A 12,736-nucleotide genomic window follows, 5' to 3' on the forward strand; every position below is an offset into this window, starting at 1 on the left:
TCCCGCTCCCGACACGCCATCGAACGCATGCGCTCGCGGCCCTGGCTCGGTTCGCTCTGAGCGGCCGCCAGGTTCGCAACCTGTTCGTCCCCGGACGGGACAACTACTTCGGCCTCGAGCGCTGGCCATGGTCGAGAGCGGGCTGAGCGTCCCGGTTTGAATCGTCCTCGAGGTGCGCGAGCGAGACACCAACTGGGTCTATTGAGCAAGGGGTGCAATCGACACGAGGGGTGGCCGACACCCAGACCCCTCTCTGGCCACTCATGACCTCCGTTCCCGTTCTCGGCATTCGCTACGACGCCGTCACGACCGCTGAGACCACCGACCGCGTCCTCGAATGGGCCGAGGCTGGGGAGGCCCGCTACGTCTGCTTCTCGAACGCCCACGGCGTCATCGAGGCCGAGGACGACCCGTCCTACGCGGACGTCCTCAACGGCGCTGACCTCAACGTACCCGACGGCATGAGCATCGTGCGCGCCATGCGCGCGCGTGGCGTCGATCAGCGAGACCGGGTCTACGGCCCTGACGCGACGCTGAGCGTTGCAAAGGGTGCGGCTAAGCGCGGTATCCCCGTCGCTCTCTACGGTTCGACAGAGTCCGTCCTCGAGGCGCTCAAGGGGCACCTTCCCCGGAAGGCACCCGGCCTCGAGGTCGTCGAAGCGATTTCGCCCCCATTCCGCGCATTGACCGACGACGAGGACGAGGCGTTCGTGCAGCGACTCCGAGGGTCTGGAGCTCGGATCGTGTTCGTCGGTCTGGGGTGCCCTCGCCAGGAGCGCTGGTGTGCCGAGCACGCCGAAAGAGTAGGTGCCGTGTGCATGGCCGTGGGTGCAGCCTTCGACTTCCACGCGGGCCTCCTCCGCCAAGCGCCAGGCTGGATTCAGCAGGCGGGCCTCGAGTGGGCGTACCGGTTGGCCGTCGAGCCCCGACGGCTATGGCGACGCTACGCTCGGGTCGTCCCTCGCTTTCTCGCTGGTGACACGCGTGAGCGCCGAGAGCTCGCGCGTGCGGCCTCGAGGTCGGTACCGCAGTCGGCTTCCGCATCGGTCTAGCGATTCACGTCCGTCCTCGAGACGCTGTCGGGAACCGTAGGCGGTGATGACACCGCACGGTTGAGGGTGAACGGGTGGTGTGGTCTCGATGTTGAGACGTACAGAACGATTCACGTGAAGAGGCAGCTCGGCGAGTCGGTATCACCATACCATGCACATTGTGAGTTAGTGGGAAGCGTTGGTGGGCGACTCGTTCGGTAGGTGTGTTCTGTCAAGTGAACGAGAAGAACATGGCTTGGAGCGAAATGAGAAGGATGTGGGATTTATATAGTCACAGCAAAGGTGACTTCTCCTTTGTCTTCTCATATACGATACCGCACCCCATGGCAAAGGCAAAGTCGACCCGCAAGAACACCGCCTTCGAGTTCGAGACCATCTCTCAGAAGGAGGCGACGGAGCGCCGTAGTTCGAAGGGGACCCGGAGAAGCAAGTACAGCCCGATCGGAGAGCGGTTTAGCGATCTCAAAAGGGGGGAAGTGCTTGCGTTCAAGGCGAGCAAGAATGAAGTCCAGGGTGTCCGAAACTATATGCGCCGTAACTTCGAAGACGAGCATCAGGTGAACAGCCGTAGCGCTGAGGGGGACATGTTCGAGGTCCACATCTCTCGCATCTAGGGACGCTGCTTCTCCACCCTCACACGAGGCCGCCCGGTAGAGACCGTGTGGCCTCGTTTCGTTGTGTACCGGTCGTGACACAATCGAGGGCGAGAGGCTGGCCTGGGACTGCTGGAACGGGATTGGCACGTCCCAGAAGCCAACGCCCGCTCTCCTCGCATGAACGTCCTCCTCTTTGGCCATGACGGCTACATCGGAACGGTGCTCGCACCGCTTCTGCGTGCTGCTGGACACGCCGTCACTGGCGCCGACGCCGAGTGGTTTTCGGCCTGTCGCTTTGGTCCACAGCCGGCCCCTCCGACTTCGAGGCGCCTGGACGTGCGCGACGCGACGGTCGCCGACCTCGAGGGCTTCGACGCGGTCGTCCATCTCGCGAACCTGTCGAACGACCCGTTGGGCAACCTGAGTCCTGGCCTCACGGACCGGGTCAATGCCCAGGCGTCGGTGCGGCTCGGCGAGATCGCGAGGGAGGCCGGCGTGGGCCGGTTTGTCTTCGCCTCGTCGTGCAGCCTGTACGGCGCGGCGGGCCAAGACGCCGTCACGGAAGAGGCCGACTTCAACCCGGTCACGCCATACGGCCAGGCCAAGGTGGACGCCGAGCGTGGGCTTCGTGCGCTCGCGTCGAGCGGATTCTCTCCGGTCTACTTGCGCAACGCCACGGTCTACGGCGCCTCACCTCGCCTTCGGTTCGACTTGGTCGTCAACAATCTGACGGCGTGGGCCGTTGCGACCGGGGCCATCCGCATGAAGAGCGACGGCACGCCGTGGCGCCCGCTCGTCCACGTCGAGGACGTGTCCCGCGCCGTCGTCGCCGCCCTCGAGGCCGACCGCGACGCGGTGCACGACCAAGCGTTCAACGTGGGCCGTGAGGGAGAGAACTACCAAATCCGTGACGTCGCGACGATCGTGGGGGAGGAGGTCCCGGACTGCCAGGTGACGTTCGCGGACGGAGCCTCGCCCGACACCCGGTCCTACCGCGTGAGCTTCGCCAAGATCGCCGAGCGATTGCCCGCGTGGCGGCCGACGTGGACCGTACGGGACGGCGTCCGGCAGGTCCGCGACACGCTCACTGGCCTCGACCTTCAGCCAGACGTCTTCGAGGGACCTCGCTACTCGCGCATCGCCCACCTGCAGTCCCTGCTCGAGGACGGCGGCCTAACGCGCGACTTGCGGTGGGCCGACCCAGCGTCTGGTCCGCGCGTCCTCGAGGACGGTCGTTCCACTCCCGCGCTCGCCTGATCCATGCAGATCCTCGATTCGCCCCGCCCGCTTCCTGCCGACGTTCCCGACCAGGGCTTCCCGTGTCGCTCGTGCGGCACGCCGCTCCGGTTCTCGATGGTCGACCTCGGGTCGAGCCCGCCGTGCCAGAACGTGGTCCAGCCCGAAGACCTCCGGCTCGGCGAGACGTTCTACCCGTTGCACGCGTTCGTCTGCCACGAGTGCTCGCTCGTCCAGATCGACGAGGTCGTGCCCCCGGAGGCCATCTTCCAGGGCGAGTACGCCTACTTCTCCTCGTACTCCGACTCGTGGGTCGCCCACGCGGAGCGCTACGTCGAGGACGTGACCGAGCGGTTCGGCCTCGGACCGGACTCGCTCATGGTCGAGATCGCCTCCAACGACGGGTACCTGTTGCAGCACGCCGTGGCGAGAGGGATCCCGTGTCTCGGCGTCGAGCCGGCGGCCAACGTCGCCGAGGCCGCTCGTGAAAAGGGCGTCCCGACGCGCGTCGCGTTTTTCGGCCTCGAAGAAGCACGGGCGATGCGGGCAGACGGCCTCGAGGCCGACGTGATCGCGGCCAACAACGTGCTCGCACACACACCGCATCTGAACTCGTTCGTCGCCGGCCTCGAGGTCGTGCTGGCCGAGGGCGGCGTCGCGACCGTCGAGTTCCCGCACCTGGTCGAACTGATCGACAACAACCAGTTCGACACGATCTACCACGAGCACTTCAGCTACTTCTCGTTCACGGCTGTGCAGCGCGTGTTCGCGCGCCACGGACTGACCTTGTTCGACGTCGAGAAACTGCCGACGCACGGCGGATCGCTCCGCATCTACGCCCGTCGTGACGCGGATGCGTCAAAGCCCATTTCGGACCGGGTCCGCGCCCTCGAGGCCGCCGAGCAAGAGTGGGGCGTGGACGACTTGGCGACCTACGCGGCGTTTGCCGAGCAGGTACGGGAGACCAAGCGCGGTTTGCTCGACTTCCTGATCTCGGCGCGTCGCGAGGGGAAAACGGTCGTCGGCTACGGGGCGCCGGGGAAGGGAAACACCCTGCTCAACTACTGCGGCATCCGAACGGACTTGGTCGACTACACCGTGGACCGCAATCCGTACAAGCAGGGCACCTACACGCCCGGCGCGCGGCTCCCCGTCTACGACCCGTCCATGATCGAGGAGACCCAGCCCGACTACGTCCTCATCTTGCCCTGGAACCTGCGTGACGAGATCGCAGACCAGATGGCCCACGTTCGGTCGTGGGGCGGGCAGTTCGTCGTTCCAATCCCGCGCGTCGAGGTGTTTTAGAGCTCCCCCCAAGCCCTCAGTTCCACTCGCGAGGTCGAGGGTCGGCGGGTCGCCCTCGAGGCCGGTCCATCGAGGCCGACACGACAGCATTTCCCCATTCTGGCACTGTGACCATCGAGCCAACCGACATCCCCGGCTGTGTCGTCGTCCACCCCCGACGGCATGAGGACGACCGGGGCCACTTTGCCCGGACGTGGGACGGCGACGTCCTCGAGGCCGCCGGCCTCAACGGCACCGTCGCGCAGTGCTCGACATCGTTCAACCGCGAGCGCGGAACGTTGCGCGGGATGCACCTCCAGGACACGCCGCACCAAGAGGCCAAGCTGGTCCGGTGCACGCGGGGCTCCATGTGGGACGTGTGCCTGGACCTCCGGCCGGACTCTCCGACCCGCCACCGGTGGCACGGAGAAATCCTCTCTGCCGAGAACGGGGTCGGGCTGTACATCCCGGAAGGGTGCGCACACGGCTTCCTCACCCTCGAGGACGAGACGGAGGTCTTTTACATGATCTCGGCACGCTACGCGCCGGACGCCGGTCGCGGCGTCCACTACGAGGACCCCGCGTTTGCCATCGAGTGGCCGGGCGAGGTCCGTGCGGTCCATCCGCGCGACGCTAGCTACCCGTTCGTGTGAATCATGGCCAAGAGACTAAGGGGGCGCATTAGTGCCGTCGCTGTATCATGAGCGCGACGCTCACACGACGACATGCTCGACGCTCAGGCCCGCACTCAACTCCAGTCATTGGTCGGCTGTCTGGAGGTTCTGCAGCAGGCACCGGTGCCTCCCGCTCAGCGAAACCGCCTCGATGAGGCCGTTCAGTCCGTCCTCGACGTGCTGGACGAGTTGGGCGACAGGGCGCTCGCGCGAGTGTTCAATGGTGAACGTCTGCGCCGATATTCTCGGACGTCGCCTACTGCGGGGGCGGGAACGCCTCGTGCCCTCATCGTCGAGGACGACCCGACCAACACGCGGGTCGCGATCGACATGCTCAACGTCCTCGGCCTCGAGGCCGACTCGGTCGCGACCGGCGAGGAAGCCCTCGATAGGGTCGATACCGGCGAGTACGACATCGTCCTGATGGACGTGATGTTGCCGGCCGCCAGTGGGATCGAGATCACGGCCGAGATTCGAAAGCGGTCCGTCCGCCAGCCGTTCATCGTCGGAGTGACGGCGCTTCCCGCGGCGGAGAAAGAGAGCATCGCCGCGGGGATGGACGCGTTCCTCGCCAAGCCGATGCGGCTGAACGAGATCGCCAAGACGCTCGGCTTGGGGAACGTGATGGACCGAGCAGGGGAGCCGAGCGTCTAGTTGTAGCCGGCCGCCGTCAAGAGTTCGTCGGTCGCCTGGGCGCTCCAGCCCTCGATGGCCTCGTCGCCGACGACGACGAGGGGGATCCCGCCGGTCCCGCCTCGGGCGGCGTACTCCTGGGCGCCCGCCTCGCTGGCCTCGATGTCGACCACGCGGTGGGGGATCTCTTCCGCGGCGAGGTACTCACGGGCCTGGCGGCAGTACGGGCACCACGACGTGACGTAGACCACGACCTCGGGCCGGACCGCGCTCACGCCGCCGTCTGCCGCATCGTCCTCGAGGGCGGCCTCGTCGGCATCGGCGGGCAGAGGCTCGGGAGTGGCGACCTCGAGGGCGGCCACGGGCTCCGACTCCTCAGGCGGTGCGGTCTGGCAGCCGACCAAGAAGGCGAGGGCGAAGAGAGCTCGGGTCATGGTCGGGTTCAGCGGAAAGGCGTGACGCGGCGAGAGCGCTCGGCAGAGACGTCTCAGTCCTCAAGATCCGTACGTCGGCACGCCGCCTTGGTCTCTTTCTCGTTTCCCAGGCAACGTGCAGGCGGCCTCGAGGACGACACGGTCGGCATGCACACCTGTTTGAGGACACGCCCTCGAGGCCGAGCGGGGATCCCTGCCCTGGGCTACCCGTAGGGGGGCGCTGCGACTCTTTCGACCCTATGCCTACCGATTCCGCCCTCGCGGCCGCGACGCCCACTGACCACTCTGCGTTTGAGTTTGTGCGCGCGTCGGGTGGTGTCGAGGAATACCGCCACCTCGAGAATGGGCTGACCGTCCTCCTCGCTCCCGAGGCGGCCGTACCCGTCGTCGCGTTTCAGGTGACGTATCGCGTCGGAAGCCGGAACGAAGGGGCAGGGCTGACGGGTGCGACGCACCTGCTCGAGCACTTGATGTTTAAGGGCACGGACCGGTTCAACCGCGACCTGGGCACGAGCGTGTTCCAACGGCTCCAGGCCGTCGGTGGGCAGGTCAACGCGACGACGTGGTACGACCGGACGAACTACTACGCGCTTTTGCCGAGCGAGCACCTAGAGCGGGCCGTCGAAATCGAGGCCGACCGGATGCGCGGCGCCCGTGTCCGAGATGAGGACCTGGCGAGCGAGCGGACCGTCGTGCTGAACGAGCTGGACCAGGGCGAGAATCAGCCCGTCCGCAAGCTGCTCCACGCGACGTACGCGACGGCGTACCAGGCGCACCCGTACGGCCACCCGGTGATCGGCTGGCGGAGCGACGTCGAGACGGTCACCGCCGAGGGGCTGCGCCACTTTTACGACACCTACTATTGGCCTCGAAACGCGACCGCGACCGTCGTCGGCGCGTTCGATCGTGGGGACGCTCTCGACCTGATCGAGGCGCACTTCGGCGCCATCCCCTCGGGTCCCGACGAAGATCCCGACGCCCCCGAGCCGCTCGTCCACCGCGACGCGGACGACGCCGTCACGCGAGAGCCCGAGCAACGTGGCGAGCGCCGCGTCGTCGTCAAGCAGGCCGGCGAACTCGGAACGGTGCTGCTCGCGTACAAGGCACCGCACGGCCTCGATGAGACTGCCGACGCCCTCGATGTCCTCGTCCAGATCCTGGGCGCCGGCAAAAGCAGCCGGCTGTACCGAGCGCTCACCGACACCGGCATCAGCACGTCCGCGTCCGCCTACTTCCCGCGCTTGCGCGATCCCGGCCTGTTCGTGGCCTACGCGACGCTCGCGCCCGACGTCGAGCACGCCGCCGCCGAGGACGCGCTCAAGTCCGCCCTCGAGGCCGTGGCGCAGGATGGCGTGACGGACACCGAGCTCGCACGAGCGCGCCGGCAAGTGGTTGCCCAGGAAGCGTTCGAGCGCGACGGGCCGTTTTCGGTCGTGGCCCAAATCAACGAGGCCGTCGCCGTCGGCGACTGGACGTTGTTCGCCGAGTACCGCGGCCGCATCGAGGCCGTCACCGCCGCCGACGTTCAGGCGGCCGCCGCGTCCGTCCTCGATGACGACCGGCTGACGGTCGGCTGGTACGTCCCGCTCGCCGACTAAGCGTCCTCGAGGGCGAGTCTCGCCCTTTCTCTTTGCTTTCCGATCTGTGCCCGACGTCTCGCTCGCCTCCCGTGTCCTCGCCCTCGAGGCCGGCCCCGCCGACCTTCTCGTTCTACCAACCGACGTCCGCGACGTGGTGAGCTTTCGCGGCTCCTTCGAGTCGGCTCCCGATCTGGGAGTCGCGGACGACGTGGTGCAGTCGCTCGTCGCCGGGCTGCTCGACAAGGGGACGAAGCACCGCGATCGGTTCGAGGTCTCGGAAGCGCTGGAGGGTCGAGGCGCCCAACTCTCGTTCTACTCCGACGGGCTCCGGATGGGGTTCGCCGGCCGCGCCCTGCGTGACGACCTGCCCGACGTGATCGCGCTCTTGGCCGAGCAGCTTCTCGAGCCCGCCCTCGAGGACGCCGAGATCGAAAAGGCGATCGTCCGTGCGACGGCGAGCGTCCGGCGCTCACGCGAGTCGACCGGCTCCCAGGCGTCGGGGGCGTTCGCGCGTCGGCTCTACGGCGAGGCTCACCCGAACTACGTGCTGGAGCCGGACGACGAACTGGATCGGCTGAAGGCGCTCACGCCGGACGAGATCCGGTCCTACCACGAGACTCACGTCGGGTCCGATGGACTGACGGTCGCCGTCGTGGGAGACGTCGACATTGAGGCGACGCAGTCCGCCTTTGCGAGCGCGCTCGGCGAGTGGGCTCGGCACGGACGATCGCCACAGTTCGAGCCGTCTCCGGCGCCCCAGCCGCCCGGTCGCGTCGTGGTCGAGATGGCCGACCGCCGCAACCTCGACGTCCGCATCGGCCACGCCGTCGACCTGCGCCGCGACTCCGACGACTTTTTGGCGGCCTACGCCGGCGTCTTTGCTCTCGGCGGCAACTTCTCTGGCCGCTTGATGCAGACCGTCCGCGACGAGCAAGGCTTGACGTACGGAATCGGCTCGGACCTTGGCGCGCCGTCCGTCCGCCACGACGGGCACGTTCGCGTTCGAGTCGCCCTGAGCCAGGAGAACCTCGAGCGCGGCATCGAGGCCACGCGTGCCGAGGTGGCCGCGTTCGTCCTCGAGGGCGTGTCTCCCGAGGTCTTGGAGCAGACGCAGACGACGTTGGCCGGTCGGCACGTCGTCGGGTTGGCCACGACGGGCGGCGTTGCGGCGCGGTTGCTGATCAACGCGGAGCGGGGCTTCGAGGTCGGATACCTCGACGCGTACCCGGACCTGGTCTCCGCCTTGACGGCGGACGATGTGACGGGCGCGGTTCAGCGCCACATCCGGCCCGACGAGTTCCAGGTCGCCGTCGCGGGGACGCTCCCGGAGTAGAGACCTCGCGGTCGGCGCTTGGTCAGGGAGATTCCCAGATCGGCGGTTCCGGTCAGATTTGACAGGATCCACGTTGGGACGTTGGAACGGCGAGAGATCGGGACCGGTCCGATAGGTCCTCTCTCCCAACACCACTCTATCCCATGGATCGCACAGACATTCTCAACACCTACGCCACGGACATGGCGGCCGTCGAAACGCACATCCGCGAGGCCGTCGAGCGCCAACTCGCCTCTGACGACACGGCCAAGTACCCCGACGCGGTCCGCGTCCTGTCGTCGCTCAAGACGACGCTCGACCGTCACGTCACCGGCCTCGAGGGCTACCTCGAAGGAACCGAAGGCGGAGGGATCAAGGAGGCCGTCAAGGACGCCGTGCTCGGCGCCTTGGGCGTCGCCGCCGGCTTCTACGACCAGCTCCGCCAGACCGACAAGGTCTCCCGGATGGTCCGCGACTCGTACACGGCGACGAGCCTGGCCGCGATCAGCTACCACATGCTGTACACGACCGCCCTCGCTCTCAAGGCCGACGACTTGGCAGCGCTCGCGCTCTCGAACCTAAAGGACCTGACAAAGGTCATCGGCGATCTCTCGGAGGCCGTCTGCACCGTCGTGGCGCAGGAGCTGACCGACGAGGACAAGACGATTGACCCGAACGTGGGGATGGAAGCCGTTAAGGCCACCCAGAAAGCCTGGGCCGGCACCGACGACGCCTAGGCCCCCAGCCGCTTCGTTCGATCCGGGCCGCTCTCTCACGAGGGCGGCCCTTTTTTCGTCCTCGAGGTCGGGCTTAGTACCGCTCGGACTGGAACGGCAGGCCCCACCGAAGCTGGAGCGACCCGACGACCGCCCGGTCCAGGCCGGTCTCCGCGTCGTCGACCGACTGGTAGACGGCCGCGCCCTCGAGGACGAGCCTCGGCAGGATCTCGTAGCCGGCGCGGGCCTCGACGAGCCACTCGGTCTGTCGAACGCCGTCGAACTGGGGGGCGCTGTTGGAGACCCGGAGCTCGTAGCTCCGCGTCGGATCGGTGCCGACGGTGCTGTCGGCCTGGGGCTCGCGGCCTCGGCGCGTCCGCGCGACGGTGATCCCGGCCGTGGCCTTGAGCGTCGGTCGGTAGTCGAGGGCGAGCATCACGTCGTCCGCGTTGGGCCCGACGGGATGCCCGACGACGTCGCCGTAGTGGACGTAGGCGCTCGAGACCGTCCGGTGGCCGTAGAGGTGGGGGCGGAGCCACGCGTACTCGCCGCGGGCCTCCAAGCCGGACACGCCCAGGTCGACGGTGTGGAAGCCCGCGAGGGCGCCAAATTTATTCGTCCAGGCATCGGTGCCGAAATCTTGAGCTCGGAACTCGTCGATAAGGAGTTGGCCGTACACACGAGCGCCGTCGATGGGTCGGGCGGAGGCCCCGAGCCCGATCAGTGCGTTGTCGCCGGACCCGAGCTCGCTCTCGACGGACCGATAGAAGATGACCGGGTTGAGGTACCCGAGCTCGAACCCCCGCCGGTTGGCGTTCATCGTGTCGTCGTGGAAGATCACGGCCTCGAAGGCCTCGAGCTCGACGCGCCCGATCTCGAGGGCGAACCGGTGGAAGGCGCCGTACTTCGAGGGGAGTACTACGTCGCGGCCCCGGGCGTCTCGGTCAGGCGTCGTGAAGCGGGCGAACGTGGACGCGTAGGTGACCGGTCCCGCCTGAGCGCGGAGCTGGAGGTGGTCGTAGGGAGCGGAATAGTCGGAGAGAAACAGCGTGCCGCGGCTTGCGCCCCAGCGGTTCCGGTCTCGCCCGAACCGGGCCTCGATGAACCGGTCGCGATAGCCGACGACGCCCTCGGCCGTGAAGTACTCGTACTCGTCCTCGTTGAGGCTCTTGACGAACCCGAGTCGCGGGACGGTCCGCTGTGCGGTGTCGTACTCGTAGACCGCCGGGCGGCGCTGGCTCAAGAGCGCGCGGCTCTCGAAGAAGAGGCGCCCGAGGTGGCCGGCGGCCCGAAGCCCACGGTCGAACAGGTACGCAGGCGCGGTCGCGTCGCGGCCCTCGAGGTCGGTCCGCTGGGTCGGACCGGCAGACAGATAGAGAAGTGGCTCGAGCTCGAAGGCGTAACCGTCACCCTGGGAGCGGGAGAACGAGACGCCGTCGGCGTAGGCCCCGAGCGGGGGCTGCTGTCCGAAGGCCGTCGCGGGCGAGAGCGTTTGGTACCGCTCGAGCAACTGGCGGTCGGCCCGGCTCAGGCGGGCGGTACCGGCCTCGACGCGGGCCGCGAGCGAGTCGAGCAGGCGGCCGGCTTCCCAGGCAGAGACGGGGAGCAGGTCCGTGGCGGCGTCGGCGGGCAGGCGTCCGGCGTTGGCCTGGCGGACCAGGAAATCGGAGAGCGGGCTCTCGATCTGGACGAGCCCTTCGCGCTGGGCATCGGCCTCGAGGGCGAGACCGAGGACCGCGATGGTGACGAAGAAGAGGCGCACGGGACGGGAGGGGACCGCCTCGAAGCTAGCCGCCAATCGTCCGCCGCCGTCCGGCCCTTCCGCTTGCCCCGGAGGGGCGCTAGCCGTCCGTGAAGCGGATGAGCGGGTCGTCCTCATCCTCTTCGTCGTCGTTGTTGAGGACCGCCGTCAAGATCAAGTACGGGATGATGGCGCCGCCCTGCGAGAAGATGGCCGCGATCACCCAGCCGATGCGGACGACCGTCGGGTCCAGGCCGAAGTAGTTCGCCATGCCGGCTGCGACGCCGGTCACCTTGCGGTTCTTGCGGTCCTTCATCAGCTTCGTCCGACCGGCACGACGCGCCTTAGCTCGGCGCGCCCGCGCCTCGTCAGCGGCACGGCTCGCGGTCTTACCCGCCGCCGCGAGCGCCCGCTCGGCCTGCTTGAACGCCCTCGAGGCCCGTTCTCCGGCCTCGTCCTTGGACCGCCGTTTGCGCCCGACCGTCTTCCGTGCCGACCTCGAGGCCTGGCTCCGCTGCTGCTGGCGTCGGCGTGCCGCCCGCTTGCGGGCCTTCTTGCGCCGACGGGACGCCGGGCTCCACGACAAGACGCCGAACCCGGTCAGCATGATCAAGATCGCCGCGAAGATGGGCAGCACCTGAACCAGGTTGTACAAGAGCGCGCTTCCCAGCGGGAAGAGACCCATCAGCTGTAAGCTGTAGAGCGCCCCGAGCCCGATCAGGCCCATCCCGGACGCGGTCTGGAGATTCCAGAAGCCGGCCTTCTTCTCCTCGGCCTTCTCCTCCTCGATCTCCTGCTCGGCCATGAAGGCCGCGATGTCATCGTCGGTGACGAATCCGAACTCGTCGTCGTAGACCTCTGCGTCCTCAGAGCTCGAGCGTCGGCGGGAACGGGTGGGCATGACGGAGGGGACAGGGTTGCAAAAGGTACGGAGGGGGCCTCTCGGAGTTGCGGGGTCGGCAAGGTCCGCCCTCGAGGTCGGATCATCGAATCTGGATCGTCTCGGCGTCCGTGACCACGATGTGGACGCGCGCGTCGTGAGCCTCGACCGGCACGGTCTCGAGGACGGCGTCCTGGAACGCGACGCCGATACGGGTTGCATCAGTTTCGGTCAGAAACGTGTCGTAGTAGCCACCGCCCATGCCCAGGCGCGTCCCGTCGCGACCGAACGCCAGGCCCGGCACGACGACGGCCTCGAGGTCGGCGGGGGTGACGAGTGACGCCGTCGTCGGGGGCTCCACCAGCCCCCACGGTCCGGGGACGAGCGCGTCGGCGTCGGCTTCGCCGGCCTGACGGCTCTCGAGGACGCGGTGCTCCAATCGTCGTGGCCCCGTCACGACGGGCAGGACGACGGTCCGCCCTCGACGCCTGAGCCGATCCGCCAAGGCACGGAGGTCAACCTCGCCACGTAGAGGCCAGAATAGGTGGACCGTGTTGGCCTCGAGGTCGTGGAGCACCGCTTCGACGCGACGCGAGAT

Annotated in this window: 13 protein-coding genes; 9 read left to right on the forward strand and 4 right to left on the reverse strand. The window is 67.7% G+C overall.

The genetic code is table 11. The annotated features are described in order from the left end of the window. Window positions 1–263: 263 nt before the first annotated feature. From WBA11_RS09830 to WBA11_RS09855, 6 genes are all read left to right on the forward strand, one after another. The gene (locus WBA11_RS09830) at window positions 264–1,052 is read left to right on the forward strand and encodes a WecB/TagA/CpsF family glycosyltransferase (RefSeq protein WP_424520522.1); all 789 of its coding nucleotides are present in this window, start codon (window positions 264–266) and stop codon (window positions 1,050–1,052) included. Between the two features lie 215 nt (window positions 1,053–1,267). Further along, window positions 1,268–1,666, forward strand: coding sequence for a hypothetical protein (locus WBA11_RS09835; RefSeq protein ID WP_424520523.1), 399 nt, complete (start codon window positions 1,268–1,270; stop codon window positions 1,664–1,666). A 159-nt stretch (window positions 1,667–1,825) separates the two neighbouring features. Continuing rightward, a complete protein-coding gene (locus WBA11_RS09840) occupies window positions 1,826–2,905 on the forward strand; it encodes an NAD-dependent epimerase/dehydratase family protein (RefSeq protein WP_424520524.1) in 1,080 nt (359 codons plus the stop codon). 3 nt (window positions 2,906–2,908) lie between these two features. Then, window positions 2,909–4,189, forward strand: coding sequence for a methyltransferase domain-containing protein (locus tag WBA11_RS09845; protein WP_424520525.1), 1,281 nt, complete (start codon window positions 2,909–2,911; stop codon window positions 4,187–4,189). Window positions 4,190–4,296: 107 nt separating this feature from the next. After that, the gene (locus tag WBA11_RS09850) at window positions 4,297–4,821 is read left to right on the forward strand and encodes a dTDP-4-dehydrorhamnose 3,5-epimerase family protein (protein ID WP_424520526.1); all 525 of its coding nucleotides are present in this window, start codon (window positions 4,297–4,299) and stop codon (window positions 4,819–4,821) included. Window positions 4,822–4,893: 72 nt separating this feature from the next. Next, window positions 4,894–5,496, forward strand: coding sequence for a response regulator (locus WBA11_RS09855; protein ID WP_424520527.1), 603 nt, complete (start codon window positions 4,894–4,896; stop codon window positions 5,494–5,496). Here the strand turns inward: WBA11_RS09855 and WBA11_RS09860 are convergent. Then, window positions 5,493–5,909, reverse strand: a complete 417-nt coding sequence (locus WBA11_RS09860) for a glutaredoxin family protein (RefSeq protein WP_424520528.1) — start codon at window positions 5,907–5,909, stop codon at window positions 5,493–5,495. The two genes, WBA11_RS09855 and WBA11_RS09860, sit on opposite strands and share 4 nt — an antisense overlap. Before the next feature lie 239 nt (window positions 5,910–6,148). On the opposite strand from WBA11_RS09860, the gene WBA11_RS09865 reads away from it, so the two are divergent. The 3 genes from WBA11_RS09865 (at window position 6,149) to WBA11_RS09875 (ending at window position 9,538) form a co-directional block, all read left to right on the forward strand. Then, complete coding sequence (locus WBA11_RS09865) at window positions 6,149–7,507, forward strand: M16 family metallopeptidase (RefSeq protein ID WP_424520529.1); 1,359 nt, start codon at window positions 6,149–6,151, stop codon at window positions 7,505–7,507. Window positions 7,508–7,553: 46 nt separating this feature from the next. Beyond that, window positions 7,554–8,822, forward strand: a complete 1,269-nt coding sequence (locus tag WBA11_RS09870; protein WP_424520530.1) for a M16 family metallopeptidase — start codon at window positions 7,554–7,556, stop codon at window positions 8,820–8,822. 143 nt (window positions 8,823–8,965) lie between these two features. Then, window positions 8,966–9,538 carry a hypothetical protein gene (locus WBA11_RS09875; protein WP_424520531.1) on the forward strand — a complete coding sequence of 191 codons (573 nt, stop codon included), beginning with the start codon at window positions 8,966–8,968 and terminating at the stop codon, window positions 9,536–9,538. A 73-nt stretch (window positions 9,539–9,611) separates the two neighbouring features. Here the strand turns inward: WBA11_RS09875 and WBA11_RS09880 are convergent, their stop codons facing one another. The 3 genes from WBA11_RS09880 to WBA11_RS09890 form a co-directional block, all read right to left on the reverse strand. Further along, window positions 9,612–11,279, reverse strand: coding sequence for a hypothetical protein (locus WBA11_RS09880; protein WP_424520532.1), 1,668 nt, complete (start codon window positions 11,277–11,279; stop codon window positions 9,612–9,614). Between the two features lie 79 nt (window positions 11,280–11,358). Further along, complete coding sequence (locus tag WBA11_RS09885) at window positions 11,359–12,159, reverse strand: PspC domain-containing protein (RefSeq protein WP_424520533.1); 801 nt, start codon at window positions 12,157–12,159, stop codon at window positions 11,359–11,361. Between the two features lie 82 nt (window positions 12,160–12,241). Further along, window positions 12,242–12,736: 5-formyltetrahydrofolate cyclo-ligase (locus tag WBA11_RS09890; RefSeq protein ID WP_424520534.1), on the reverse strand; the 495-nt coding region annotated here is incomplete at its 5' end.

The organism is Rubrivirga sp. (assembly GCF_049648075.1).
Taxonomy (GTDB): Bacteria; Bacteroidota; Rhodothermia; order Rhodothermales; family Rubricoccaceae; genus Rubrivirga.

Coding starts and splice junctions, on each gene's coding strand:
- WBA11_RS09860 (WP_424520528.1), bottom strand. CDS start 5,909: ATGACCCGAGCTCTCTTCGCCCTCGCCTTCTTGGTCGGCTGCCAGACC.
- WBA11_RS09840 (WP_424520524.1), top strand. CDS start 1,826: ATGAACGTCCTCCTCTTTGGCCATGACGGCTACATCGGAACGGTGCTC.
- WBA11_RS09885 (WP_424520533.1), bottom strand. CDS start 12,159: ATGCCCACCCGTTCCCGCCGACGCTCGAGCTCTGAGGACGCAGAGGTC.
- WBA11_RS09865 (WP_424520529.1), top strand. CDS start 6,149: ATGCCTACCGATTCCGCCCTCGCGGCCGCGACGCCCACTGACCACTCT.
- WBA11_RS09875 (WP_424520531.1), top strand. CDS start 8,966: ATGGATCGCACAGACATTCTCAACACCTACGCCACGGACATGGCGGCC.
- WBA11_RS09845 (WP_424520525.1), top strand. CDS start 2,909: ATGCAGATCCTCGATTCGCCCCGCCCGCTTCCTGCCGACGTTCCCGAC.
- WBA11_RS09855 (WP_424520527.1), top strand. CDS start 4,894: ATGCTCGACGCTCAGGCCCGCACTCAACTCCAGTCATTGGTCGGCTGT.
- WBA11_RS09830 (WP_424520522.1), top strand. CDS start 264: ATGACCTCCGTTCCCGTTCTCGGCATTCGCTACGACGCCGTCACGACC.